The sequence below is a fragment of the Thalassobacterium maritimum genome (genome assembly GCF_031127805.1).
Classification (GTDB): Bacteria; Verrucomicrobiota; Verrucomicrobiia; order Opitutales; family Coraliomargaritaceae; genus Thalassobacterium; species Thalassobacterium maritimum.
Map to the genome: position 1 here is coordinate 43,814 of NZ_JARXHW010000024.1, position 26,730 is coordinate 70,543.

Annotated in this window: 26 protein-coding genes and 1 other RNA gene; 10 read left to right on the forward strand and 17 right to left on the reverse strand. The window is 53.1% G+C overall.

All coding sequences use genetic code 11. The annotated features are described in order from the left end of the window. Positions 1-125 precede the first annotated feature (125 nt). The 8 genes from QEH52_RS11275 to QEH52_RS11310 form a co-directional block, all read right to left on the reverse strand. Positions 126-1,211 (reverse strand): adenylyltransferase/cytidyltransferase family protein, encoded by a 1,086-nt coding sequence (locus tag QEH52_RS11275; RefSeq protein WP_308950529.1) that lies wholly within the window; start codon positions 1,209-1,211, stop codon positions 126-128. Next, positions 1,208-2,926, reverse strand: a complete 1,719-nt coding sequence (gene recJ / locus QEH52_RS11280; protein ID WP_308950530.1) for a single-stranded-DNA-specific exonuclease RecJ — start codon at positions 2,924-2,926, stop codon at positions 1,208-1,210. The genes QEH52_RS11275 and recJ overlap by 4 nt, the downstream gene beginning before the upstream one ends. A 19-nt stretch (positions 2,927-2,945) precedes the next feature. Then, positions 2,946-5,492 (reverse strand): protein translocase subunit SecD, encoded by a 2,547-nt coding sequence (gene secD, locus QEH52_RS11285; RefSeq protein ID WP_308950531.1) that lies wholly within the window; start codon positions 5,490-5,492, stop codon positions 2,946-2,948. Between the two features lie 46 nt (positions 5,493-5,538). Continuing rightward, positions 5,539-5,862: a preprotein translocase subunit YajC gene (gene yajC, locus QEH52_RS11290; RefSeq protein ID WP_308950533.1), complete on the reverse strand. Its 324-nt coding sequence runs from the start codon at positions 5,860-5,862 to the stop codon at positions 5,539-5,541. 67 nt (positions 5,863-5,929) lie between these two features. Next, entirely contained in the window at positions 5,930-6,739 is an 810-nt protein-coding gene (locus QEH52_RS11295; RefSeq protein ID WP_308950534.1) for an RluA family pseudouridine synthase, read from the reverse strand. A 76-nt stretch (positions 6,740-6,815) separates the two neighbouring features. Beyond that, entirely contained in the window at positions 6,816-7,073 is a 258-nt protein-coding gene (gene rpsT, locus QEH52_RS11300; RefSeq protein WP_308950535.1) for a 30S ribosomal protein S20, read from the reverse strand. Positions 7,074-7,152: 79 nt separating this feature from the next. Beyond that, positions 7,153-7,536: RNase P RNA component class A (gene rnpB, locus QEH52_RS11305), an RNA gene on the reverse strand. A 56-nt stretch (positions 7,537-7,592) separates the two neighbouring features. Further along, entirely contained in the window at positions 7,593-8,345 is a 753-nt protein-coding gene (locus QEH52_RS11310; RefSeq protein ID WP_308950537.1) for a putative 4-mercaptohistidine N1-methyltransferase, read from the reverse strand. A gap of 78 nt (positions 8,346-8,423) precedes the next feature. Between QEH52_RS11310 and QEH52_RS11315 the strand changes: the two genes are divergently transcribed. Together QEH52_RS11315 and QEH52_RS11320 are read left to right on the forward strand one after the other, a co-directional pair. Continuing rightward, on the forward strand, positions 8,424-9,203 hold the full coding sequence (locus QEH52_RS11315; RefSeq protein ID WP_308950538.1) for a DUF432 domain-containing protein: 780 nt from the start codon (positions 8,424-8,426) through the stop codon (positions 9,201-9,203). Between the two features lies 1 nt (position 9,204). Further along, complete coding sequence (locus QEH52_RS11320; protein WP_308950540.1) at positions 9,205-10,032, forward strand: mechanosensitive ion channel family protein; 828 nt, start codon at positions 9,205-9,207, stop codon at positions 10,030-10,032. Here QEH52_RS11320 and QEH52_RS11325 read toward each other — a convergent pair. Continuing rightward, positions 10,018-11,172 (reverse strand): M29 family metallopeptidase, encoded by a 1,155-nt coding sequence (locus QEH52_RS11325; RefSeq protein ID WP_308950542.1) that lies wholly within the window; start codon positions 11,170-11,172, stop codon positions 10,018-10,020. The genes QEH52_RS11320 and QEH52_RS11325 overlap by 15 nt on opposite strands. Positions 11,173-11,317: 145 nt before the next feature. Between QEH52_RS11325 and QEH52_RS11330 the strand changes: the two genes are divergently transcribed. Genes QEH52_RS11330 through QEH52_RS11345 form a run of 4 tightly spaced genes read left to right on the forward strand, consistent with a single transcriptional unit; the run spans position 11,318 to position 14,288 of the window. Further along, positions 11,318-11,893, forward strand: a complete 576-nt coding sequence (locus tag QEH52_RS11330) for a sugar transferase (RefSeq protein WP_308950543.1) — start codon at positions 11,318-11,320, stop codon at positions 11,891-11,893. Between the two features lie 23 nt (positions 11,894-11,916). Next, complete coding sequence (locus QEH52_RS11335; RefSeq protein ID WP_308950545.1) at positions 11,917-12,225, forward strand: hypothetical protein; 309 nt, start codon at positions 11,917-11,919, stop codon at positions 12,223-12,225. Beyond that, on the forward strand, positions 12,222-12,920 hold the full coding sequence (locus tag QEH52_RS11340; RefSeq protein ID WP_308950546.1) for an SDR family NAD(P)-dependent oxidoreductase: 699 nt from the start codon (positions 12,222-12,224) through the stop codon (positions 12,918-12,920). Before QEH52_RS11335 ends, QEH52_RS11340 begins: the two co-directional genes overlap by 4 nt. 12 nt (positions 12,921-12,932) lie before the next feature. Next, positions 12,933-14,288 (forward strand): ANL family adenylate-forming protein, encoded by a 1,356-nt coding sequence (locus QEH52_RS11345; protein ID WP_308950548.1) that lies wholly within the window; start codon positions 12,933-12,935, stop codon positions 14,286-14,288. Positions 14,289-14,299: 11 nt separating this feature from the next. On the opposite strand, the gene QEH52_RS11350 is transcribed toward QEH52_RS11345, so the two are convergent. Both QEH52_RS11350 and QEH52_RS11355 read right to left on the reverse strand, forming a co-directional pair. Then, on the reverse strand, positions 14,300-14,704 hold the full coding sequence (locus QEH52_RS11350; RefSeq protein WP_308950551.1) for a hypothetical protein: 405 nt from the start codon (positions 14,702-14,704) through the stop codon (positions 14,300-14,302). A 42-nt stretch (positions 14,705-14,746) separates the two neighbouring features. After that, positions 14,747-15,763, reverse strand: coding sequence for an aspartate-semialdehyde dehydrogenase (locus QEH52_RS11355; RefSeq protein ID WP_308950553.1), 1,017 nt, complete (start codon positions 15,761-15,763; stop codon positions 14,747-14,749). Between the two features lie 101 nt (positions 15,764-15,864). On the opposite strand from QEH52_RS11355, the gene QEH52_RS11360 reads away from it, so the two are divergent. Together QEH52_RS11360 and QEH52_RS11365 are read left to right on the forward strand one after the other, a co-directional pair. Further along, entirely contained in the window at positions 15,865-16,302 is a 438-nt protein-coding gene (locus tag QEH52_RS11360; RefSeq protein WP_308950566.1) for a L,D-transpeptidase family protein, read from the forward strand. After that, positions 16,290-16,619 (forward strand): YkgJ family cysteine cluster protein, encoded by a 330-nt coding sequence (locus QEH52_RS11365; protein ID WP_308950554.1) that lies wholly within the window; start codon positions 16,290-16,292, stop codon positions 16,617-16,619. Before QEH52_RS11360 ends, QEH52_RS11365 begins: the two co-directional genes overlap by 13 nt. On the opposite strand, the gene QEH52_RS11370 is transcribed toward QEH52_RS11365, so the two are convergent. Together QEH52_RS11370 and QEH52_RS11375 are read right to left on the reverse strand one after the other, a co-directional pair. Beyond that, positions 16,616-17,596 (reverse strand): helix-turn-helix domain-containing protein, encoded by a 981-nt coding sequence (locus tag QEH52_RS11370; RefSeq protein WP_308950555.1) that lies wholly within the window; start codon positions 17,594-17,596, stop codon positions 16,616-16,618. The two genes, QEH52_RS11365 and QEH52_RS11370, sit on opposite strands and share 4 nt — an antisense overlap. A 178-nt stretch (positions 17,597-17,774) precedes the next feature. Then, positions 17,775-18,749, reverse strand: coding sequence for an MBL fold metallo-hydrolase RNA specificity domain-containing protein (locus tag QEH52_RS11375; RefSeq protein ID WP_308950556.1), 975 nt, complete (start codon positions 18,747-18,749; stop codon positions 17,775-17,777). Between the two features lie 114 nt (positions 18,750-18,863). Here QEH52_RS11375 and QEH52_RS11380 point away from each other — a divergent pair, with 114 nt between their 5' ends. Beyond that, positions 18,864-21,023, forward strand: a complete 2,160-nt coding sequence (locus QEH52_RS11380) for a DUF3857 domain-containing transglutaminase family protein (protein ID WP_308950558.1) — start codon at positions 18,864-18,866, stop codon at positions 21,021-21,023. 30 nt (positions 21,024-21,053) lie between these two features. On the opposite strand, the gene lpdA is transcribed toward QEH52_RS11380, so the two are convergent. The 4 genes from lpdA to QEH52_RS11400 form a co-directional block, all read right to left on the reverse strand. Further along, positions 21,054-22,451, reverse strand: a complete 1,398-nt coding sequence (gene lpdA, locus QEH52_RS11385; RefSeq protein ID WP_308950559.1) for a dihydrolipoyl dehydrogenase — start codon at positions 22,449-22,451, stop codon at positions 21,054-21,056. A 132-nt stretch (positions 22,452-22,583) separates the two neighbouring features. Next, complete coding sequence (locus QEH52_RS11390; protein ID WP_308950560.1) at positions 22,584-23,054, reverse strand: phage holin family protein; 471 nt, start codon at positions 23,052-23,054, stop codon at positions 22,584-22,586. Between the two features lie 2 nt (positions 23,055-23,056). Continuing rightward, positions 23,057-23,536, reverse strand: coding sequence for a hypothetical protein (locus QEH52_RS11395; protein WP_308950562.1), 480 nt, complete (start codon positions 23,534-23,536; stop codon positions 23,057-23,059). A 30-nt stretch (positions 23,537-23,566) separates the two neighbouring features. Then, on the reverse strand, positions 23,567-24,919 hold the full coding sequence (locus QEH52_RS11400; RefSeq protein WP_308950563.1) for a replication-associated recombination protein A: 1,353 nt from the start codon (positions 24,917-24,919) through the stop codon (positions 23,567-23,569). 99 nt (positions 24,920-25,018) lie between these two features. Between QEH52_RS11400 and QEH52_RS11405 the strand changes: the two genes are divergently transcribed. Beyond that, the gene (locus QEH52_RS11405; protein WP_308950564.1) at positions 25,019-26,644 is read left to right on the forward strand and encodes a ComEC/Rec2 family competence protein; all 1,626 of its coding nucleotides are present in this window, start codon (positions 25,019-25,021) and stop codon (positions 26,642-26,644) included. Positions 26,645-26,730 lie beyond the last annotated feature (86 nt).

Here is a 26,730-nt window from a genome sequence, read left to right on the forward strand (position 1 = left end):
CAAAAACTCCCACAGCGAAAGCTGCGGGAGTTTTTTTGTATCTAAATTTAACACACAAGTTCAGCGACGATTGAACTGTGTTCCGACGACCCGATGCGATCGCATCGGAGTCCCCTGCGAGTGAATTAGCGAATTGTGATGTAAGGCTCGACTGGACGGTTGCAATTAGCCGAAGCAACGAAAGCGTCGCGATCTTCGGAACTGTGAAAAAGGTAGAGCGCATAACCGCCCCAGCCGCCACCGGAATATTTGCGACCGATGCAACCGTCTGCCTCGGGTAATGGCTGCATGCCCTCCTTGAGCTGCATTTCGTATGTCAAAGAGACCGCCTGCCCAAGCTTGCTGATGCTCGCTTCCACCACAGCTTCCTCCGCTAAGCGGCCTGCGGCTTCGATCATATCGTAATCGCGATCATTGTCGGCATTACCTGGAGTGTCGTGTGGAATATCCGTATAATGCAGCGCCATGTGGCCGTGCAGGAAATCTCCGTTGCGCTTGAAGTGGAGCACAGGCTTGTCGCCACTGCGCCACACGCAAAGCCCCGTCTCACGAATGATGGCCGGGTCCTGCCAGCCGACCCCTAGGTTGAGTTCGCTTTCCACCCCATCGTTGCCGTTGAGCAAGGCCCAAGCACCACTGCCTCCGAGCCCCGACTTCTGTTGATAGCCCCAATTGGTCAATGACACCATGGGAGAAATCGCACAGTTCACAATGAATCCACCCTTGCGCGCATGGCGCGGCACATCCAGCCAACCTCCCGCGAAGTCCACTCGCAGTGGTGCATACGCAGGCGTGCGAATATTGCGCACGATCGAAGTCGTCGAAACAGGCGTAAACTGAGGCGGCGTCTTAGGCAGCACGACATACTCAGCACCCACTTGAGCACAGAGCGCGCGTTTGCCTTCGGCGTATTGATCGTCTTCCGTCACTGCCAGGATGTCGGGCTTAATCTTGAGGAAGTGTTCTTTAAAATCCAGCCCCAGCTCTTCGCAGTCCCCGATCACCACTTGATCGACGATATCCAGCGCCGTCATTAAAGCCAGCTTGTGATCCTGTGGGATAGAGGTGCGGCGCTTCTTATGCTCCCACAACACCTTATCCGAAGCAAAACACACGGTCAGGTGATCTCCTAACGCGCGCGCTTCTTTAAAAAACTGAATGTGTCCCCCATGGAGGATATCATAACAACCGGAGATAAATACTTTTTTCATAAAATAGAGGGCTTCCAATCAACTAAAGTTACTTGTGGGTAGCGATTATCGCGCCAATAATTCCACGAAAATCGGACTGCCATATCAATCGGCTGACCTGCGGCAGGTGGCTCTCCGAGTCGCCAAGCGATGCCCGCGACTCCGCGTCTAGAGCTGGCATTGGCAGGCATGCGAAAACGAAAATTGCCTTCGCCAAAGGCCTGCGGAAATTCCTCCAGAACCACGCCCTTCAATCCGAAGACGGGCTCAGGGTTCCCTTGCCCGAAGGGATGCAAGCGATCCAGCTCATCCAAGAGCGCCTCGCCAAGGTCGGCGGGCTGCAGCCAAGCCGAAATCGATAAGGATGGCTCCGGCAAGCCATCTGGATATAACTGCTTCAAACTTTCCAGGTAGCACTGAGTAAAAGCAGCCACATCACAGGCCTGCAAAGACACGCCTGCAGCCATGGGATGCCCCCCCCAATGCCCCAGCAAATGGGCACAGCGCTGGAAAACTTCAACTAAATTGACCGAGGCCACGGAGCGACCGGACCCCTTGGCTTCCTCGCCCTCAGAGCCCAGGATCACGCAAGGTTTATGAAAGTGACGACTCACTCGACTGGCTACAATTCCAACGACACCGGGGTGCCAATCATCGCCAAAGAGCACGATGCCCGGCTCATCCGCAAATTCCACGGCCGCGCGTTCTTCCGCGTTCTTCGCAATCCCGCGTTCGATGCTCTGCCGCTCCTTATTCATCTCGTCGAGTTCTTCGGCGATCTGTTTGCATTCAGGATAATCCTCTATCAAGAGCAACTCGATCGGGAGCGACGCATCTGCAAGTCGACCGCTGGCATTAATGCGCGGGGCGATTTTAAAAGAGATATCGCAGCTGGCCATTTCTTGGCCGCTATCAATCCCCGACACTTCGGCCAACGCACGAATACCGCTACGTCCATTGGCGCGCAAGTGACGTAGGCCAAACCAGGAAAGAATGCGGTTCTCCCCATGCAGCGGAACCAAGTCGGCCACGGTGCCCATGGCCACGAGATCCAGGTAGTCTTTGAGTTGAATCCCTTCGACACGCGGATCTTCGGCTTCACGGCGATGCTTAAGCAAGCCATGCAACAACTTAAAGACCAGGCCGGCGGTGCACAAGTCGCGCCAAGGTGCCTCTTCGGCATCATTGACGTGCGGGTTGACGAATATGCAATCTTCGGGCGCCTGAGTCTTGGTTTGGTGGTGGTCGACAACGATCACATCGATCCCGAGCCCACGCAGGTAGGCAATCGGCTCATGTGCATTGGTACCACAATCCAGCGCGATGAACAGCTGCGGAATCGCTCCATCAAAGATGCGGTCAATGGCCGCACGGCTCAGGCCGTAGCCCTCCTCCATGCGACGCGGCACAGAATAGCGCGGCTCCAGATCCAAAGTGCGCAACATGCTCACCAACTGCACGGTGCTGGTGACCCCATCGACATCGTAGTCACCAAAGATGACGACAGATTCCTTGCCTTCGATAGCTTGCTCGATCCGCTCGACCGCGGCTTCGAGATTTACCATCTCAAAAGGGTTATCCAACTGCGCCAGACGAGGCCGCAAAAACTGCTCCGCAGCCTCGGTGGTGGTGATACCTCGTTGAACGAGTAACTCTGCGGTGACCTTCGACAGTCCGAGGCGCTCTGCCAATGCGGTGGCAGCGCCCTCGTCGATGTCGATTGAAGTCCAGAGCATATGCTTACACTAGATGCAACTATGCCTCTTCTTTTTGGCTCTCCCACTCATAGCGTTTGGGCGTGAGCTGACGCTCTTCAACATGGCGACGGCTCCCCTTGTGCCACCAGTAGAATACCGGGCTGGCAATAAAGATCGAGGAGAAGGTGCCGGTCAGAATACCCACAATAAAGACAAAGGCCAAGTCGTTGATGACGCCCGCTCCAAAGACATACAGCGAAACAGCTGCGAGCAGTGTCGTGATACTGGTCAGCAAGGTGCGAGAGAACACACGGCTAATCGACAGATTAATCACGCTACGCAGATCCATGCCAGGATTGAGCTCCAACTCCTCACGAATACGATCGAAGGCCACAATAGTGTCATTGATCGAGTAACCGACAATCATCAGGATCGCGGCCAACATAGGCGCGGTGAACTGACCACTAACAAAAAGACCCAACTCGCCACAGATGACGAAAATACCAATCGTCATCAAAACGTCGTGAATCGTCGCCACCACGGCACCGACACCGTAACCCACCTCGAAACGCAGGGCCACGTAGAGCAGGATGCCAAGCAACGCTGTGAGCACAGAAATCAGCGCGTTCCATTGAATATTTTGAGAAACCGAAGCACCAATTTGATTGATACCAGCCTCTTCAAAACCAGCAGTGGGGAATGCTGCTTGCAGCACTTCAAGTGTTGGGCGGGCTTCGTCAAAAGCAGTTTGAATCTTGAGCACTTCGCGATCTTCGCCAATCAAGCTTTGGTAGTGAACGGATACATCAGTCAGGTCCTGCGCTTCCACGGCTTCCATGATTTTGCCAGTCTCGACTTGCTCCGAGTAGTTGACTGTCATTTCGTCCCCACCGGTAAAGTCCTTACCAAGAATATTGTCGTGATGGATCACGACGCTGATCACACCGATCAAAACGATCGCCCATGAAGCGATGAAAGCCGGCTTACGGAACTTGAAGAAATCGAATTGTCTCTCTCCAAACATCTCCAGGCCGAGGATCGTGGAAACTCCGATGCGATGCACCAGGAAGTCGACCAAGAAACGAGTGACGATCAATGCACAGAAGATCGACGCGCAAATACCAATCGCAAGCGTCACACCGAAGCCCTTGACGGGCCCCGTGCCGAGCCAAATCAAAATTGAAGCAGTGATCAGCGTTGTCACATTGGCATCCACAATGGTGGAAGTCACCTTATCAAAGGCACCGGCAGTCGCATTCTTGATGCTCTTACCTGCACGCAGTTCTTCGCGCAAACGCTCGAAGATCAAAATATTGGCGTCCACGCCCATACCAAGCGTCAGCACCAGCGCGGCCACACCAGGTAGCGTCAATGTGGCACCTAGGCTGGCGAGCACGCCGAGCACAATCACCACATTGATCAAAGCCGACACCACGGCGACCAAGCCGCCGAGGAAATAATAAACCACCATGAATCCAACCACCGCAATGGCACCCCACTGAGCCGCACTGATCGAGCTATCGCGTGCACCAGCGGCCATCGTCGGGCCGACTTCATACATCTCATCGACACGCAACTCCACAGCCAGTGGATTATTCAAAACATTGGCCAGCTCGATCGCTTCGCGTTGGGAAAAATTACCCGTGATCTGAGCATTCTTCGAAAGCACGCCTTGAATGGTGGGTGCCGAATAAAGTTTACCATCCAGCACGATGGCGAGCGGCTTACCTACCATGCGTTCGGTCACGGTGCGGAACACGTCGGCTCCCTCACTCGTCATCACTAGGTTGATTTGAAAGCCGCCTGCTTGCGTCTGTGAAGCAAAAGCATCGTCAACGATCTCCCCCGTCGCCTCAGGAATCAACTTTACGAATTGACGACGCTCATACGTTTCACCGCTACGGTGATCTTCGATTTCTTCCGCCAACACTTCGTAACCGACAGGATAGCGATTGGCCGGAGTGGTGTCTGGAGTCAAATCAGGGTGCACCGCGCGAAATTCCAAACGAGCCGGCTTCTTGACCGCATCGATTACTTCCGGGTTATCCTTAGTGGACAGCCCAGCAAGTTGAATCTCGATGGCATTGTCACCACGAGCACGAATGACAGGCTCGGCCACGCCCATGCCGTCGAGGCGCTCGGCCATGATGCTGATCGCATCCTTGAGCTGCTCCGCTTGCTCAAACTGGCTGAGCTCGGTCTGCGAGGACTCATCAATCTTGAGCGTTACCCCCACCCCACCTTTCAGGTCGAGACCGAGACGAAGCTGGCTTTGCGCCTTTTTCAAGATGTGCTTGAGCAGGATGTCGTTGCGCTTGGTCTGATTCGCAATATCAGCGACATTGATCTGCGGAAAGAACTTCGCGTAATTGATCTCTTCTTCGACCCCCAGGTCGCGCAAGGCGATAAAGAGCGTCGGCGACTCCTCCGCCTCCACACGCGCCTGCGCCCGCTGGAGCACATCCGTAAAGTCCGCCTGCTCGGCAGTGACTTGCGACACGATGTAATCCTCGAAAGGACGATCCTGCAAAGGCGTAATGCTCATCACACACCAAAAGATAATGGCGGCGGTGAGTAGGAATTTCCAAAGAATGTTTCCGGACATGGGTATTAAGCTTAACGCGTGGGGTTAAGATGAAAGAGAAATTTACTTACTTGGCTACAGCAGCCTCGACCTTGTTCGCCACAAAGCCCTTACCAAGTTCAACCTGGGTGCTATCCGCGATGCGGATGACAAAACGATCGTCCTTAACATTCGTGATGGTGCCATAGAGGCCCCCCGTAGTGATGACCTCATCACCCGTCTTCAGCTCACTGAGCATTTTATCGTGCGCCTTTTGTCGCTTGCGTTGTGGCGCAATGATCAGGAACCACATACCCACAAAAAGCAGAATGATCGGCAGGAACTGACCGAGACCGCCGCCAGGAGCTGCCTGTGCGATTGGAAGGAGCGTTGAAATTTCGGGAATTGACATAGAGCTTGTTAGTTGAAAAACCGCAGAAGGAAAGGGAGTCGCCCCTAAATAGCAAGTTCCTATTTTTTTACTCGCTGAGCCCCATCCGTCTCAGCAAGAGGCGCAGGTGCTTGGGCGGCGCACAATGAATCGTAGCATCAGGCTCGCCGGGGATGATTTGCACCTCAGCCAAATGCAAGGCCACGCCATGGAATGCAGGTAAATTAAGGCCGGCTCGTTGCTTTTTAGGATGCAGGTCGCGCTGGCTCGGCGCCTCAGGGCCGCCATAAAGACTGTCGCCGAGCACGGGAATCTCCATCACTGCGGCATGCGCCCGCACGTGTTGCGGACGAAAAAAATCAACTTCAGCCTCCCAAAGCGCCCAGCCTTTGGCCGACTCCGCGATACGCTTGAAATCTGTAAAAGCTTTTTTCCCCTTCGCGGTCGAAGGAATCATTTTAGGCTTCACATTGTGTGGCAGCAGCGGCGCATCAGCCCGCATACTAGCGGCGCCCCCGGTAGGTTGCGCAGCCGTGACAAACTGAAAGCGAAAGCGGCAATCTCCAGAACCAAAACGGTTGCGAAGATCTGCCAGTGCCTCCCGGTTTTTCGCAAAGAGCGCCACACCGGAAATGACTGGATCGAGGTAATACACCGAAGCAAACAGCGACGCGCCACGACGCACCAGCTCAGGCTTCCCCGCCTGTAGCTGCGCATTGAGCGCGGCATCCATGTCCGGCTCATCATCCCAGGGATACGCACGCGTGCCGACTCCCGCCGGCTTTTCTAGCGCCACCCAATCCTCTGTCTCCGCCAAAACAGGCATGCGATAAGGCGCATCCCCCAACAAAGGAGGCGGAAAGCCAATGGCGTTTTTCTTATTTGGTTTCTCAGACACGCGAAAAGTAGATACAAAATACCCCCGGCTCGACAAGCGCAACCGAGGGTACCATTAAAAAGAATTGAACCGCAATTTACGCAGCGAGCAGCTGTGCACAGCGTGCCTTCTGGCGAGCAATCTTGTTCGGATGCACAAGGCCATTTTTACCAGCCTTATCAAGCGTTGAGATGTAATTGCGTGCAGCTACTGCAAGCGCATCCTTATCGCCCGCAGCCGAAGCAGCGTCCACCTTCTTCGCAAAAGTCTTAATGCGAGTCTTGATCTGACGGTTACGCAGAGCGCGAGTCTCTGTCTTACGGATGTATTTAAGTGCTGATTTTGTGTTAGCCATAGCTGAAAAAAAGTTAAGAGGCGGGAAAGTGGGGGTACCCAACGCAGCTGTCAAGGCGTAAATTTTGATAAAAGAGTGTCGATTTCGAAGTGCTGTAAGCCGGATTTTGTCCGCCGTGCGCCGAAGCGATTGGCTGTGCGTTCATTTATCTATCCCGCCGAAGCGAAATTCCCACCGAAGTGAGATGCGACATACCCGGAATCATTGGACGGGCAGCCCGATCCCCTATTTTGCCTTGCACCGGATTGGGTTTATCCTGCCTCCTTCGTTACCTCCGGAGCGGTGAGCTCTTACCTCCCCATTTCACCCTTACCTCAAACAAGTTCGAGGCGGTATAATTTCTGTGACACTATCCGTCACGCCAAGTTACCCTGACGCGCCCCCGTTTTCACAGGGAATCCTGCCCTACGGTGTCCGGACTTTCCTCTCAATCTTACGACCAAGCGAACGCCCACACTCCGAAATCGACTCGCACACGCTGGCTCGCCAATTCTTAAGGTGCAAGCGGTAATTTAGGAATTACACACGACGCCAGCGGCTCGCTTGTGCGATACTGTATTGAAACTTGCGCGCATGCTCCCGAATCAAAAAGGGCATATCCCACTGCGCCTCCAGCACGAAGGCGGGCTGCAGCGCCTGACGCAGGCCGGCAAAAGAATCGGCCGCCCCATCGCCGAGCCAATTGGACGATGCGGTGTACTCTTCCAACCAAGTAAAGGGAGTCGTGATAAAGAGCTGCCCCCCAGGCCTCACGAGCTCTGGTAAACGCCGCAGTAAACGCATCGGTTCGGGCAGCCGACAGATCAAATTACAAGCGACCACGAGGTCGAATTGCCCAATGTCTTCGCGGATATGCTGCGCATCGCCTTGCTCAAAGTGCACGCGACTGCGATCAATCGCGGGATCGAGCTCCAGTAGGAGCTGCGTCGTCGCGGAACCTTCGTCCAGTCGCGTCGCCGCATGCCGCCCATCGCTCGCCATGCGGCTCGCTGCATGTATAAAGGCCTGCGAATAGTCCACCCCGATCACCTCTTTACAATGACGCGCCAGCTCAAAGCTTGAACGCCCGACCGAACAACCAAGGTCCAGCGCACGCGCATCCGCAGGCAAGCTCGCGAATTCCGGCCCCTCCAGCGCACAACGCTTTGGAAAGTCCAAGGCATCGCCTCCACCAAAAGAATATGGAAATTGCTCCGCGGCACTGGCATAATGAAACACTAAATACTGCTGCAACAGCTCATCGGACTCGTAAGGGTTATTTTCTGACATCATCAATGATACAAACTGAAGGATTGAAGAGTTAGCAAGAAGCCGTTGACCTTTCTCAGCAAATCCAATAGTAGCTACAACATGTCATCCGACACTTCCCCCTGGGGCTTACATCCATTTTCCAATCAAAAAGAGATCCGTCTCCAATGGGAACAACTCCGCATCCGCATCGTTAAACGCGGCAGCGATCTACTATTGGTCGAGAACCGTGACGGCAGCCACAGCGGCAGCCAACTCGGGGCCTACCCGGAGTCCGACTTTCGGCGCTATGCTTTCCAAAGCCCGGTCGAAAGTATCCATGTGCAACCACGCACCCCCGATCGCCCGCTCGTCGTTCAACCCATTCACCCGCTACGCCTAGCACCGCGGGCCAAGGTCGAGTTCTACGTCTCAATTCCATTGGACATTCAACTCTTCGCCGGCGAAGGCAAGTCAGGCGAACGCATCGAACGCATCCGCGGCGAGATTCTCTCCGACACATGGTTCGGCGATCTGGCCGGCGGGGTGCTCTGCTACGCGATCAAGAGTCGCGCCCGCCGCGAATGCCCCACGATCGACTCTGAAACCACCGCTCGTGCCCTGTGCAAAGTCGAAATTCACAACCGCTCGATCGAGCAACTTCACTGCACCAAGTTTTGCCTACGCCTGGACCACTGCCACCTGTGGCGCAGCGAGGCCTCACTCTGGACCTCTCCGGTGCATATACGCTTCAATGGCAACGACCAGCTCAGCTCGATCGACTACAGCGAGAAAGCTCCCAGCGAAGCGCCGCAGGCCACAAAAATAACCGAGGCCACCGAAGCGCCCCTCAGCGGCCTCATTCGACGCACATTTGCCGGACTCGGCAACTCACTCACATAGCATGAAACCGCTAGACCTACCGACCATCCTCCACACTCTGGCCGTCCTTTGCATCGGACTCTTCTTGGTATTCTTCATCGGGCGCCTACTCACTCGCGTGCTGAAGCCGCGCTTCTCGCCTCACCACCTACTGCTCGCGCAAAAATCCTTCCTCTATGTCGGCATCGTACTGGTCGTCTGCACAGTACTGATCCAGCTACAGGTCAACCTGACCGCCGTGCTCGGTGCGGCGGGCATCGTCAGCGTAGCCATCGGATTCGCCGCGCAAACCAGTCTATCCAATCTGATCAGCGGCCTATTTTTGCTCGGCGAACGCCCCTTCGAAGTCGGCGATACCATTATCGTCAGCGGCACCCGCGGCGTCGTGCTCTCCATCGACTTACTTTCGGTCAAACTACGCACAGTCGACAATCTCTTCGTGCGCATGCCCAACGAAACACTGATCAAAGCCGAGGTCACCACCGTCACCCGCTTCCCGATCCGCCGCATGGACATCAATATCGGGGTCGCCTACAAAGAAGACGTCAAACAGGTCATCCGCGTATTAAAAGAAATCGCCGACAGCAACCCACACTGCCTCAACGAGCCAGAGCCGCTCGTACTCTTTAAAGACTTTGGAGCCTCCTCACTCGATTTCCTACTAGGCGTCTGGTTTGAGAAGAGCAAATTCGTCGATCTCAAAAACGGCATAATGCAGGACATCAAAGAACGCTTCGACCAAGAAGGCATCGAGATCGCCTTCCCACACCTAACCGTGTATGCTGGCAGTGAAACGCCGCCATTCCCCGTGAGCGTAACTCAGGACAAAGAGAATCTACCCTTCGAGTAGATCCACCATATATTTCGATGGCTTGTAATGCTCGATCAGGATTTCGGTCTGTTCGCCGCGAATCATGCGCGCTTGCTGCAAGCGAATTTCGGGTGTCTTATGCGGCGCGTAGAGCACATCATCGTGCGAGGCATTGGCATGCTCTTTAAAGAGGTCGGGCGTAATATTGCCACCGAGGTGGTCGTCGCGCCCCGTGGCTACGTGGATCGTGCCGAGGATTTTTTCATCCTGAATATCACGCCCAGAAAATGGCAGCACTTGCGTGCCAAAGCCGAGTTCGCCCAGCGCACCAATCATAGGATCTTCCTTCAAACGACGGTTGTGATCTTCGATCTCCGCATAGTCCCCATATACAAACTGCGATTTCACGATCTTGCCGTCTTCTACATGCAATAGACCGATGGTGCTTTCGTCGTATTTAAACGGAAAAACACCTTCCGCACTTTCAGGCACGAAATAAACCTCGCCCGCGGGCAAGTTGGCCACGTCCGGCTTGCCGGGAGGGCACAGACCATGACTCTTTTGCGCCTCTTGCCCATTGGTGTGCAGGATCAAAGTGTAGACTTTGCGCTCCACCTCAAAATCAATTTCAAAGCGGTCGGCCTTCGTCAGCCCTAAACGCAGCTTTTCCGCCTCCGCGCTCACCACCTCATAATCCACAGCCAGGCCGGTATCCAGGATGATTTGATTCAGTCCGTGCAAGGTCGCTCCACGGAAGCCGAACTCCTTGCACTTCGCAGTCAACGGAGCGGTCGCGGAAAAAGTCGAAACCGTCAAAATGATGTCGTACTTGGTATAAATATCTCGATCCAAGCTCAAGTGATTGCCATCCGGATCGTAGCAATCGTCCTCCATATCCAGATTACTACCGCCGGTTTCCTTGTAGGCAAAAATATCACCGCCGGTCCAGTTCATCTCATCCAGGGCGCCCGCCTTGAAGCCCTTATAAAAGACTTCGTGCCCATAATTCTGAATCGAGAGTGTCTCGTCCTCTAGAAATTTATAATCTTCGATGTCAGCCGGATTCGGCAAATCGATCAGGATGCAGACTTTTTCCCCATTACCGCGACCGAAGCAAGTCGTCAGCAGACGAGTGAGACTGAATGGAGGGAAGCTGCGTTCGTTGGCGTCGAGTATCATGGTTCGTTGGCGTTAGTTAGGCAATAAAGTCAGGCGAAAAAGTTCAGAGCAGACACAGAGCTGTGTCAAAGCTAGGTTTGACTGATAGGGCTGAGGTGATGAAATCGCAAATGATTTTGAAAATTTATCCTAATTCCAAGCATTCATGAAGCGCCTATTCGACATCCTATGTAGTCTCTTACTCTTGTCGGTATTGTGCCTACCACTGCTACTGCTCTTAATCCTGCAGCTGATTAATCTCGGCCGCCCCCTCTTTTTCAGACAAAGGCGTGCAGGTAAAGACGGGCGCGCCTTTAACATTCTCAAGCTCCGCTCCATGCGCAATGGCCCCGGCAGCGACGAGGAACGTCTCACCACCTGGGGCCAATTCATCCGCAGCACCAGCCTCGACGAACTGCCCGAACTCTGGAATGTGCTCAAGGGCGAGATGAGCCTCGTCGGCCCGCGCCCGCTACCGACCATCTATTTAGACCGCTATTCCGCTGAACAAGCCCGCCGCCATGAAGTCCGCCCTGGCATCACGGGTTGGGCCCAGGTCAAAGGCCGCAACGGCCTCACTTGGCAGCGACAATTCGAGCTCGATCTCTGGTATGTCGAAAACCATTCCTTCTTGCTCGACCTAAAAATCCTCTGTTTAACCATTACCACCGTTCTCCGCCGCGAAAACATCTCCGAAGAAGGCCACGCCACACGCAGCGAATTTCTCGGCAACGAAAAATAACCTCACGATACTCCACACACACCATGACCATCCAGAGAGAACAAGTCCTTCAAGTTATTATCGAAACGCTACATGAACTAGGCGAAGACCTCGAACTGCCCGAGCTACTTGCAGCGGACGAAAACACGCGACTGTTCGGCGCTCGCAGTGCGCTCGACAGCATGAATCTAGTCAATTTTATCGCCGAAGTCGAAGAACGTGTCTCTGAGGAATTCGGCGTCGATATCCTGCTAGCGAATCAGAGTGCGATGAGCATGACACACTCTCCCTTTCGAAAAGTATCCAGTTGCACTGACTATGCACTCACACTGATCAAGCAAGAAGTTGTATGAACCGTATCGCATGCATCACAGGAACGCGTAAGGGAATCGGACGCCACCTAGCGAATCACCTGCTCGCCAAAGGCTGGACAGTCGTCGGCTGTAGCCGACGTGAAAACGATCTGCAACATGCCAACTACAAGCATTACTGCGTCGATGTCAGCGACGAGGCGGCGGTGGTGGCGATGGTGCGCAAGATCAAGCGAGAGCATGGCCCCATTTACGCGCTCATCAACAATGCTGGCACGGCATCCATGAACCACATTCTACTCAGCCCTAAGAAGAGTTACGATCGAATCTTCGACACCAACGTGCTGGGCACTTTTCTATTGCTGCGCGAGTGCGGCAAACAAATGAGCCGGAACGGCGGTGGCCGCATCATTAACTTCAGCAGTATCGCGCATCCTCTCGACCTAGAGGGCGAAGCCCTTTATGCTGCCAGTAAAGCCAGCGTGGAATCCTTAACCCGCACCGGCGCCAAGGAGCTGGCGGATTATGGCATTACCGTAAATGCCATCGGACCGACTCCCATCGAAACCGATCTCATTAAAAATGTCCCGGAAGCTAGCTTGCAAGCTCTCTTAAAACGTCAAACGATTGCGCGCTTTGGAACCTGCGAAGATGTCGCAAATTGCGTCGATTTTTTCCTGCGCGAGGAAAGTGCATTCATCACAGGGCAAACTATTTACCTCGGCGGAGTCGCGTAACTCACACGGATCATGAACAACACTTGGTGGTTTCAACGTTTCACCGACTATGCAGAACGTGCATTCCTAGTCGAAGCGGACACAGTCTATAATTATTCAGCCCTCACAGCACGCATCGAAGACTACCACGCCGAATTCAAACAGTCCGGCGTGCAAGCAGGCGATGTGGTGGCACTTCATGGCGATTATACGCTCAACGGCATCGCTGCGCTATTTGCGCTCTTCGGGCTACAAGCCATAGTCGCCCCAATTACCAGCACTTCTCAAGCGGAAATCACTCTACGCGAAGAAGCCGCCCAGGCCAAATGGCGGGTGCAAGCCCGCAAGGACTTATTGACCCAGCAGCTTGCGGAAACAACAGACCCTCACGACTACGTCGTCAGGCTAAAGCAAAGTCAGCACCCAGGCTTAATTTTATTTAGTAGCGGCAGCACAGGCACGCCCAAGGCGATGATCCACGATGTCGAGAACCTACTAGCACCCTTTGCTCACAAACGAGCACGGCGCCTGTGCATTTTGATATTCTTACTTTACGATCACATTGGCGGCCTAAACACATTGTTTAATGGAATGGCGACGGGCGCTAAGATCGTAGTGCCTCCGTCGAGGAATGCAGATGTCGTCGCCCAAGCAATCGAAACGCACAAGGTCAAACTGCTGCCCGCCTCCCCCACCTTTCTCAACTTATTCCTAATGAGTGGTGCCGTCGAGCGACACGACCTGTCCAGCCTCAGATTTATCACCTATGGCACGGAACCGATGCCGGACAGCTTGCTGAAGCGTATCAAAGAACAACTCCCAGACACCGCATTGATACAAACTTTCGGCACCAGTGAGACAGGCATCACACAAACGATCAGCCGCTCATCCGAGAGTACACTAATTAAATTCGACGATCCCAACACGGAATACAAAATCGTAGAGGGCGAACTATGGATGCGTTCTAAGAGCCAAATCCTCGGCTACCTGAACCATGAAATGTCGCGCTTTACCGCAGACGGCTGGTTCATCACAGGGGATCTCGTAGAAGAGGCACAAGATGGATTCTTAAAAATCGTCGGACGGCGCGAAGAGCTGATCAATGTCGGCGGCGAAAAAGTCACTCCATCCGAGGTCGAAAGTGTTTTATTAGAACTACCAGAGATTGCCGACTGCCTCGTTTATGGAGAAGAAAACGCGATCACCGGGCACAACGTTGCCGCCAAAATAGTGCCCAACGGGGAGCATGAGCCGCGCAAACTCAAACGGCTCATCAAGCAACACTGCCGTCAACTACTATCCCCCTACAAAGTCCCTGTGCGGATCGTGCTCGTGGACGAGAACATTTTCGGCGAACGCTTCAAAAAACTGAGAGCGAAACAATCCTAATTCACTCCCCCCTATGAAGCGCTCCATTGCCCCAAGACAAAGATCGTCGTCCACAAAAGCGTGCGCGGCCAATTGGTCCAAATCAGCCGCCGGCGCTTGATTTGCGTCGGATCACCTTGATCGATCTGGCGGTGTAGCGGCACGGATACGAAAAAGGACAGACCCCAGCATGTCAGCACTAGGATCAAGACCAGCCAGCTCAAGGCTGTGCCGAACGCCCACACCGCCCAAGCAGCACAAATGAGTTGCAAGATCATCAACGGAGCGATGATCCAGGTGAAACGAAAGACATAAGCCTTATGCCAGTCGATCATCGACGCCCCTTCCATGTGCAAGAAGCTCGGATAAATGATGCACTGCACCAGCCACAGTATCACACAAATGCCGAAATCGACGAGTGCGTGGACTTCAGACATCGGATCGGCAGAGTGGATCGGCAGTCTTCACCAGTGAAGCCCCTACGATGACAACTTCCCCTTTTTGTGCAGGAGCTCGGCGATTTGAATGGCGTTGAGAGCAGCGCCCTTCCAGAGCTGGTCACCAGTCACCCAAAGCGCGAGACCGTTTTCGAAGACCAGATCTTTGCGGATGCGGCCGACGCCACAAGGCACCACCTCGGAGTAGTTGAGCGGCATCGGGTATTCGGCATTAGCGGGATTGTCCACCAGCTCGGCACCTTCGAAATTGCGCACGGCTTCGCGCGCGGCTTCAACAGTGACGGGCTTTTCAAATTCAGCACTGATCGAGATCGAGTGGGCACGGAAAACGGGCACACGCACACAGGTGCAAGTCACGCGGAGATCGTCGATCCCCATGATCTTGCGGCCCTCGTTGAGCATCTTCATCTCTTCCTTGGTGTAGCCGTCGTCAAGAAACTTGTCGACGTGGGGAATGAGATTGAAGGCGATCTGATGCGGATACACTTCTTGCTTCATCTCGCCCCCTTCAGCCCAAGCGTGGGCCTGTTGATCGAGTTCGATCAAACCGCCGGCGCCACTGCCGGAAACGGCTTGGTAAGTGGAAGCGATAAAAGACTTCAGGCCGAAGGCTTTGTGCAGCGGATAGAGCCCCATCAACGAGATCGCAGTCGAGCAATTCGGATTGGCCAAGATGCCTTGGTGATTGTCGACCGAGTCGGGATTGATCTCGGGAATGACCAGTGGCACGTTCGGGTCTTGACGGAAGGCGGAGCTGTTATCGACGACGATACAACCGCGCTTGACGGCCTCTGCAGCGAAGAGCTTGGACTGGTCGCCCCCGGCGCTAAAGATGCAGACGTCTAGGCCTGCGAAGCTCTCTGGAGTCGCTTCTTGAATCGTCCAGGATTTGTCGCCAAACGATTGTGTCTTGCCCGCGGAGCGTGCCGATGCGAGCAAACGAAGTTCCGCGATGGGGAACTCACGCTCGTGAAGGAGACGAATGATTTCTTGACCGACTGCACCAGTCGCTCCGAGGATGCCTACGTTATATGCCATTTGATTTAATAGAGGAAAGCGCGCGTGTAAAACAAAGCTGTGAGGCCTTGTCAATAACACCTACAGATCGCTGCTTGCTGGTTTCAATTGCCGACCAAACAATGGTCGTTCTGGAAAATAGCAAGCTAGTGAAAGAATATACAGTCTCAACCTCAAAAAATCCGCCCTCTTGTGTGGCAGATTCTTTTGGCACTCCCTCGGGACTCCACACCATCGCCGACAAGATCGGAGCCGATGCGCCGGAAGGCATGGTCTTTAAGGGACGGGTGGCGACGGGAGAACTTTACACCGAGGTCTCCGAGGAAGATGCCGCGCGCAGCCTGATCACCAGTCGTATCCTACGCATGCGCGGTCTGGAGCCGGGCAAAAACAGCGGCCCCGGCTGCGACACCTACGATCGCTACGTGTATATTCACGGCACCAACAAAGAAGAACTGATCGGACAACCCGCCAGCGCGGGCTGCGTGCAGCTGCGCAATCGCGAAATGATCGAGCTCTTCGAGCGAGTCGAGGCAGGCGATCTCGTTTGGATACGCTAATGCCGCGCCTGGAATACGACTGCGAAAACTGCGGCGCCTGCTGCCGCTGCTTTCCGATTTTTGCCAGCGAGACCGATGCCGAGCGCGAACCTGCGATCCGGCGTGAGACTCGACAACTGGAGCCCCATCTGGCCACCCAGGACAAAGCTTACCAAATGCACCCGCTCCCCTTTTTGGAGAGCTGTGCGTTTTTAAAAGAAGACCAGCTGTGCCGCATTTACGCCACCCGCCCGACAGTTTGTCGTCGCTTCGAAGCGGGCAGCGACCAGTGCATTGAAGCGCGGGAGCGCATGGGAGTCGGGCGTACGGCCCATTAGACGCCACTACGGTACAGACACTGATACGCCTTCGGAAGCAGCCCATGCCGCTCCTTAAAAGCACGCGCAAAGTGGCTCGCATTGGAATAACCTACCTCATTGGCCACTTGAATCACACTCAATCGATCCTGCTTGAGCAAACTGGCCGCATAATCCATCCGCAACTCACGTAAATAGCCAAAGGTCGTCTTCCCGTGTATACGCTTGAAAGCAGATTTCAATTTGTGCTCATTCAAACCAGACAGCTGACACAACTCAGCCATTGAATACTCGTAAGATGGATCATGCTGCATATGCTGACACAATTGCTCGATCGCCTCTCGATCGCCTGCATTCAGCTGCGGGCTCGTCGCATTCACCATTGCCTCTGCCTCACTTAACAGCTCAGCTATCCACACCAGCGCATTGGCTTCGATCTGAAGCCGACGTTTCAAACCAGCGCTCTCCCCCACGCTCACCTGCCGAGCGCACTCCAAAGTGCGAGGCCCCATTCGGCCGCCGACGAACTCACCAAGCTCCCCCGATGCGGCAAATTGTTGCAGCTGCTGGTTCACTTGCCCCTGCGAACTCAGCTCAGCCAACTGCCCGACCATCACGCGCGAGCATATACATAGCCCGAATGCCACCCCGTCCGAATGAGTGCGATCAATCAAAAATTCGCGACGCGGCATCGTGAACCATTGCCCCGCTTCTACCTTTTCTACCACACCCGCTGAAGTCGTCCACTTCGCCCATCCGCGTATCACAAAGCCCATCACTAGATAAGTCTGCCCGAAATCAATATGACAGTGATTCGGGCCGTCCAAACGGCACTCGATATAAATATAGCCTAGGCCAGATCGTAGCTGAAACCATTCCGCATGCCCCCACACACCGGATTCCCTCCAATCCCAACGCTGGGGAGGCTGAAAGGGGCAGGCGGGCATCGAGGCCTTCGCCTCATCCCCCAGACTCAGGCCTGTTCGCACGTTCTGCATTCGTTCAGTTTTGTTGTTTCTAAATATCGGCACAATCGACACCGACGCGCTCAGAGCGCTGCATAGATAGCTAGTCGTGAATCAGCGTCAAGCGATAATGAGACTCTGTATCATAACATATGATCACGAGAACACACTTTCGCCCGACAGTTAAATCGCCCAGCGATCAAGCGATTAGCTACAAGTTCAGTTCTAATTGATCATTTTGCGCTAGCGACCAAGCAGTATAACCACGCCCCCGCAAAGTGGCGGCAAAAGCCTGCTCATAGCCATGTGTGGCGTAGACTGTCTTCGGCGCCACTTGATCGACAAATTGCAAAAGATCGGGAAAATCAGCATGATCCGAAAGTGGGAGCACCTCATCCACTCCATAGCGATATTTCGCGGAACCATCCATCCCCCATCCGCTCACCATGGCAACGAGACAATCTTTGCGCGGCATTTTCTTCAAGACTGCTGGAGGCATCACTACGATGCAGTCTCGCATATTTAGAAAATCCAAGGGACGCGTATCCGGCATGACGACACCGTAGGCGCTGTAGACCTGATTGAGCGGCGCAATGGCCTTGTGCACCATTAAGGCCTGCGGGCGCAGCTCCAATATTTTCAATACTTCTTGCGCCTTACCTAGGCTGTAAGCCAGAAGAACTGGCGTGCTCCCGGCAGCCAATGCACGATCACAAAAATCATGAATACGCGCACAAGTCTCTTCAAAACTGGGAAAGACATACTCCGCACGTCCAAAAGTAGTTTCCATAACCAGCGTATCTGCCTGAGGGACATCGATCGCCTCCGCAGCCAGTCCCTGCCGTGTTTTAAAATCTCCCGTATAGAGAAAAGTCTCTCCCGCATCGGTCTCTAAATACGCCATCGCAGAACCGAGCACATGTCCCGCGGGGTAGAAGCTCAGCCGATAGCCTTTGCCCACATACACCTCCCCATAGGACAGCGCCCTACCGCGATCTGCCATTGCATTGCCATTTCGCACACGTATGAGAGCAATGGTCTCAGGCGTCGCCAAGTAACAATCATGATTCGCTACATGGTCTCCATGTGCATGCGAAATCACGGCAAACGGTTTTCGTTTGCGTGGATCGAACCATAGCTGACATTCTGGCAGCAAAAGTCCTCCTCGATAAATTGGCTTCAACATACACGCATACTGATTCACTCAAATACAAATCTCGAGTGAATCCTCTCTTTAAAAAAAATAACTTTTGACCGTTGAATTTAGAATCACATAGCTTGTCAAAATATGGAATCGGTAATGCAAGCTAGCGTAGCAGAAAAAGTGCGATCCACGCAACTGGAGCATAGCTCGCCCGCAGAATGGGTGCGCATGAACGAATCCGTACGAACCACCCCCAGACGCGATGGAGAGCCCATCACAAGACTGCTGCTCGACATTCAGCACGACACTGAGAGCCATGCCTCCTGCATCCGCCAACAACAGCGCTTAGAAAACAAACAAGCTGTACAGGAGCTAGCACAGTGGCGAATAAACTTTGACCCCAATAGCCAAAAAATAAAGCTTCATCACATCCGCGTCATACGAGATGGAATCACACGCGAATATTCGAAGCCAGAAAATGTCCGAATAATACAGCGTGAAGAAGACTTGGAATCCTACATCTTGCATGGCCAAGTCACCCTACTAGTGGTCCTGGAAGATATACGCGTAGGCGATGTGATCGACTCATGCTACACCCTGATCAATCAGCCTCAACTTCTTCCCGACCACTTTTCAAGCTTCCAATCTCCCCCCGATCTCATACGCACTGGCGAATACAAGCTATCGGTGCGCTTCCCGCAGCAGACAGCCATACAATGGAAGTCGGCTTTGCCCGAGAATAACCCGCTCATTACAGAAGAGGAGGGAGGCTACATTCGCTGGCAATGGCGCACACATGACATCGACCCCACGGAAGCAGAAGTCCACACCCCCTCTTGGAAACTGCCGACAGACTGGGTTCACATCTCCGACATGCAAAAATGGTCCGAACTCGCGGTGGCTGCTCATAGCGCTTGGCCAGAGGTGAGCGATTTCAAGTTACCCGATCAACTCGCTTCGAAAATAGATGACCCGGGAAATCAAAAGAAGACGGCCGACACCCTCATTCGCTACGTGCAAGACGAGTTTCGCTACCTAAGCGTCAAAACAAATCTAGGTGGTCAAATTCCCAATCCACCCGAAAAAGTAATCGAAAGAGGCTACGGTGATTGTAAAGACCTCTGCTCACTGCTCACGCACCTGCTAGGCAGCCAATCAATCAAAGCACGCCCAATACTGGTCAATACTACACTCGGAAAAAGTCTTCCTGAGCTCCTGCCTTGTGCGACACTCTTCGATCATGTGATCGTCGAATATAAAATCGATGGTATGGCCTACTGGGTCGACCCCACACTGACCGAGCAAGGCGGCGGCGCCACCGGCCGCTATATCCCGAGCTACTATTTTGGTCTCCCCATTCAGGCACGCCCCACCCACTTAGTCGAGCAGCCCCACAACCGCAGCGTCAAAGATAGCTACCAACTACACGACACCATTTTACTGGACACAGCTAAAAACACGTCGATTTTACGGGTCACCACAACTGTCAGCGGCAGATACGCCGACGATTTCCGCCTTCAATTTGCCCAAGAAGGTCCAGAAGGCTTTATCAAAAGCACAGAGGAGCGCCAAAGCAATCGCTACCAAACTGAAAGCTCAGTGACTCCCGTAAAGTACCACGACAACCGCGAGCTAAATGAATGGCAGATGATTGAAGTCTACAACATCGACTTCTTTAAAAGCATGAGCTTCGACCGACAGTTTCTGCAGCTCTCACTGCCGCGCTCCATAATTATGGCCGCGCTCCCTACCCCCGATGAAACGGAAAGGCAGGCCCCGTTTGAAATTCCTAATAATTTAGACATCACCCACATCGTGGAAGTGCATTCGAAAGCAAATGGCCGCCAAAGGCGACAATTGAAAACCTTCGAACTAGCCGGCCTCGAAGCCTCCGTAGAGGGCATCTTTAGAAGTGGCGCATGGACTAAGACCATCCAACTTAAAACGTCAACCGACCACATACCTGCAGACCAAGTCTTAAGCTTACGCCAACTGTTGCTCGACCTTTGGCAACACTCCTCATGGGTAATTACTGCCCCGAGAGGCCTCGTTCGACTACACCGCCCAGAAGACTTCGGTCAACTGACAGCAGACAAGGCAAAAGCGAAGAAACGACCTCAGACTACAGTGGTGCCCAAGAAGCAGTCAGCCAGAAGAGCACGTTTCAGAGCACAGAAGCTATCCACGCACCCAGAGGAAATCAAAAAAAGCGAGCAAGACACACCCAAGCAAAAGGGTCGCGGCAAAAGCAAAAAAGAAAGCCATTCCGGCAAGCGAAATGGCTTTCTAAAATCGATTCTGTTCTGGAAGAAGTAAACCCCTCTCCAGAGCTACGATGCCTGTGGCTTAAATGTGAATCGCTTCGCCAAATACGGCAGCAGCAGCTTCCATCATCGCCTCACTGAGCGTGGGGTGTGCGTGGATGGTGTTATGAATCTCTTCAGCAGTCGCTTCGAGCTTCATACCTAGGCCATACTCTGCAATCATCTCGGTGGCATCGGAGCCCACGATGTGTGCGCCCAAAATTTCGCCGTATTTTGGATCGACCAACATTTTGACAAAGCCTTCAGGTTGGTTGGAAGCAACCGCCTTGCCTGATGCTTGGAATGGGAACTTGCCCACCTTATAGTCGATGCCCTCTTCCTTGAGCTTCTTCTCAGTCTTACCAATCGAGGCAACTTGAGGTAGGCAATAGGTGCAACCTGGGAATTCGCGCACGCGTTCCGGCTTACCATGGCCGAACATACCATTGACGGCTTGCACCGCTTCGAAAGTGGCTACGTGGGCCAACCAAGGCGGCCCGATGATATCGCCCGCAGCATAAATGCCCTTGACCGAAGATTCGTAATTCTCGTCAACCTTCACATAGCCGCGATCCAGCGCAAGCTTGGTGCGTGTTGAAAGTAAACCTTCTGTGTTCGCAACCACGCCAATCGCCAACAAGATAGAATCCGCAGTAATGCTCTCCTTCTTGTCCCCCTTGACGAGGTCCATCTTTACATTTTTAGCGGCGACCTGGATATTCTCTACGGCAGTCGACACGCGGCAATCAATGCCACTTTGCTTAAAGGAACGCTCTACCACAGCAGCCGTTTCATGGTCTTCAACTGGTAGAATTTGGTCCATCATTTCAACCAAGGTGACCTTAGTCCCAAATGCATTTAGGAAATAGGCGAACTCTGCACCGATCGCTCCCGCACCAACAATCACGATGGACTTGGGCTGCTTTTTCATCTCCAGCGCCTGACGGGAGGTCATGACACGCTCGCCATCAACTTCGAGGTCTGGCAAGCGACGCGGCTTACAACCAGTCGCGATCAGAGTTTTCTCTGTCGACAAAATCTTCCCCTTGTCCTTACCAGCAGTCACTTCGACCATGCCAGGCACATTGATTGTGCCCGTGCCGATGATGTGATCGACCTTGTTTTTCTTAAAGAGAAAGCCGATGCCCTTTGCCATCGTCTCTGATACATTGCGCGAACGACCTACGATTTTGGAAAAATCATAATCGAGGCCCTTGACGGTAATGCCCAGATCTTCGCTGTGCTGAATCTTATTATAAAGCTCTGCACTCTTCAGCAGCGCTTTAGAGGGGATACAGCCCCAGTTTAAACAAGTGCCACCGGGGCGCTCTTGTTCCACGCAGGCGACTTTCTTACCAAGTTGGCCGGCACGGATGGCTGCAGCGTAGCCCGCAGGGCCACCGCCGATGACGACGAGATCGTATTTTTTTGTCGATGACATAAGCTAAATTAAAAGCGTCAATTTTCGGGTGGAGTCAATTCTTATCAAATAGGCGAAATTCGTATCGCGATTCATACACCACTCTTCAACTGGACTGCTTTCCAGCCTGTCTAGTAGCGTGTTGCCCGCGGCTTAAATATCAATCACGTCATCATCCTGCAGTGGCTTATGCCGACGCTGAGATTGGTTCGATCCAGGGCGAGCCTCTGGCCCCACAGAGCGAGCACCAGGCCGACTCGTCCGCACCTGCACTTTACTCTGTCCAAATAGCAAGTTGGCGAAGGCACTGGTTAAGCTCACAATTAAAGCCCCTGCCAAAGCCGAAGAAAAACTATCCACGACAAAGCCAGAAACTAAGTTTCCCACCAAAAGAAACAGCAAAGCGTTTATAAACCAAATCCCCAGCCCAAAGGTCATAATGATAAAGGGCAGTGCAAACAACATTAGCAGCGGCTTCAGAAAGACGTTGCACAAACTAAGTAACAAAACTGCGACCACTAAAGCCCCGGTATCCGAATAATGAATGCCCGCAAACATGTGCGATGCAATCAATACCCCCAGCGCGATCAGTAACCAACTTTTGAAAATACGTTTAAAGTCCATAATTAAGAATCTGAGTCAGTAGTGGGATCCACCTCAGTATCCATGCTGGGTTGATAGCGGAAACTATAAGATACAGGCTCCTCCCCATCAACTGCTGGAAGAACCAGGATCACGTTGTATAAATGCGGCGGCGGCAGAATGCCGGGAGCACCGAGTCCGAAACCATCCAGCAAAAGCTTCAGATGGTGATAAGAACGTCCACGCACGACGCCCGTGAAGCGGACAGTGGCCGACTCGGCCTCAGGTTCTGCAATGAGTCCGTTCTCATCGATCCAATATAGGCGCAAACGATTATCAACAATGCGTAAATTGATTCGTGGATCCTCTTCACCGCGATCCACATAATAGCCTTGTTCAGTCACCAAGTCACCTAATTCATAGGGTGGCTCAGAGACTTCGGTCGGCAATTCAACTGGCTCCTCCTGCGCACAAAGAGAAAGGGAGCTGAGCAACACGAGCAGAGTGTGGAAAAAGAATTTCATAGCCTAAACATGCGCAAGTCGTCGCGAAGATCAACCCTCACCCGCCGACTCACGCGCTTGGATCTCAGATTTAAGTTTTTTTACCTGTGCCATCCGTTGCGCTGTCGCAGCTTCCGCGCCAGCTTGGCCAGGCACATAGAAAGTCATGGGGTCCAACATGTAATCTTGTCCCGAAATCGCATGCGGATAGTCATGGCTATAGCGGTAATCGGCCCCATGCCCGAGCGCTTTATTTGTTTTAGTATGAGCATCTCGCAGCCACAAAGGAACGGCTTGAATTGGTTGATCACGGAGACTTTGCTTCACAGCGCCCATGGCGCGTGTGACAGAATTACTCTTTGGAGAGGTCGCCAAATACAGTATTGCATGCGCCAATGCATACTCACATTCTGGCATACCAACCTTTTCGCAGGCCTCAAAAGCTGCCACCGCAACTGTCAACGCATGCGAATTTGCCAGGCCCACGTCTTCTGATGCGAGAATGGTTAAGCGGCGCGCAATAAAGCGTGGGTCTTCACCTCCTTGCAACATTTTGAAGGCCCAGTAGAGCGCCGCATCAGGGTCGGAGCCACGGATACTTTTGATCATCGCAGACACGTGATCATAGTGCTCATCTTCATCGCGATCGTAGCGAATTTGCCGCTCTCGCGCAAAAACTTCGACCGCATCGGCATCCAAGTGTGCTCCCACGGGTTGACTCAATACCAAGGTCTCCAGAGCATTCAGTGCGCGCCTCAAGTCTCCGCCTGAAAAGTCGGCCATCGCTTGAAAAACCACCGAATCCGCGCTACAGCGAAAACTGCCCAAGCCGCGCTCGCGATCGCTTAAAGCACGTGCCAGCACCGTCGCGACGGCTTGCGAATTGACAGGTTCTAAGCGAAATAAATGGCTACGACTCAGCAGCGGTGGATTCACATAGAAGCCGGGGTTATGCGTCGTTGCACCGATCAAACGAATATTACCAGCCTCCACGTCTGGCAGCAAAAGATCCTGCTGCGACTTATTAAAACGGTGAATCTCATCGATAAAGAGAATCGTATTCTTCGCAGGTTCATAGCGCGCTAAGCGCAAGATATCCCGCATCTCAGCCACATTGGATAGCACCGCATTGATACGCACAAATTTACTCTTTGTCTCCGCGGCGATCACCTCAGCGAGCGAAGTTTTACCACAGCCCGGAGGGCCGTAGAAGATGAGACTACCAAAATTATCAGCCTGAATCAGTCGCGGCAATAGACAGCCATCCCCCACCACATGGTCTTGCCCGATCACTTCGCTCAAGTCACGCGGGCGCATGCGCACTGCCAAAGGGCGGTGCTTGGGCTCGGAGGCAGTCTTTCCTGAGTCGGCGAATATATCAGCCTGATCCAAATCTTTTGGCATGCCACTACATTCAGCTCTGCGCATGAGCCTTGCAAGTGTGAACAAAACGAGAAAGACTCTCACACTAACGCCTCCTACCTCATGCCGCGTCAAAGACAGATGCCTACCCGTGCGCCTGCGTTGTTCCTACTCGTCGGCATGGTACTTGGTCTATGCCTAGCAAGCACACAGCCCGCTCCCGTCGCATTTAGCCTAACGTTCGCACTCTTCTTGGCTGGCTTCAGTTATTATTTCGCGAAAAGAGGAAGCTCACTCTGGTTACTGAGTTTCATTACGGCCACCAGCTTGACGGCTTGGGCATATGGAACACTGCGACTGCCCATGACACCCAGCTCAGACTTTTTAAAGCTACCCGCCCGTGAAGCATTTTTACAGTTCGAGGTCGAACGGATCCTACAAGAAAGAAATCAATACGGTAGGCTGAGTGGTATCGCGAACGTAATCGATGCGAATACAACAAGTCGCCTACAGCCTGGCGCCAAAATATTCTTTCGTGTCGACCTAGAGGAGGCAGGCACGGTTCACTTGCTGCGTGGGAGCGTCATTCAAGCCACTGGCGTCCTCAGCCCCATACCGCTCAAGCTGGAGCCAGACAGCTTTGAAGCGTACCTAAAAGACATCGGCATACACTATCGATTTGAGCGCACCAGCGAGCACCAGTTGTTAAGGCCGCCCGGCTCCTTCGATCAATTTTGCCAGCGCATGAACCTACATTTCCAGCACTACTTACGGCTCGGAGCACCGGAAAACCATGAGCTGGACAGCATCTACATTGCCATGTTATTAGGACGCAAGGCCGAGCTCAATAACGATCAAAAAGATCGTTTTCGAATGACAGGTACCATGCATTTTTTTGCGATTAGTGGACTACATATTGGCGTCATTGCGACCGTCATCGCACAGTTTTTAATACTAGTACGGGTGCCACGAAAAATCAGTCCCTTCATCGGGCTTCCACTTCTTTACTTATATGTAGAGATCACCGGTGCCGCCCCCTCCGCCGTACGTGCCTTCCTGATGGCGGTTTTTTTCTGGGCAAGTTATGCGTTTACACGCCAGCGCACACCGCTTTCCGCGCTCGCGGCATCGGCAGTTTTCGTATTGATCCTCAAACCAGACCAAATTTGGAGCATCGGCTTTCAACTGTCCTACACCGTGGTGCTCAGCATATTACTCTTTGGTTTGCCAGTATATGAGATGCTCACACAGAGACTCGCCCCTTTTAAATATTTACCTAAAGCAAATTGGACACGCTTACAGCGACTCTATGCGGGCGCAATCGATGCAGTCATACTTCTTTTCGCAATCAGTTTTTCCGCTTGGCTAGCCAGCTCGCTACTCAGTGCCACTTTTTTCGGATATTTCTCCCCTGCAGCCATTCTACTAAATATGCTATTGGTCAATTTGGCGGCACTCGCGATTAGCACCGGAGTGATTTCGCTCGCATTAGCAATCATCGGCTTAGAAACCGCGACTGAATTTATCAACCATGCGGCATGGCTCAGTATCTATCTGATGGATCAGCTGGTGGTCGCAAGCACACGCATCCCTGGTATGATTATTCATTCCGATACATTTCCCAACTACATCGCTTATCTCGGGCTAAGCAGCTATTTCATTTCGCTTTTTTGGTTAAATCATGCCCGACATAAACGTGCATCTTACGCCTGGTTGCTGCCGATCTTATTGATAATATTGAGTCTATTTTTAGGAATGGGTACGTAAAAAGGCCCGATCACACTTTCGTGCAATCGGGCCATAATACTGGCGATAACCTACTCTCGCACCCCAGCGTGGGGGCACTACCATTG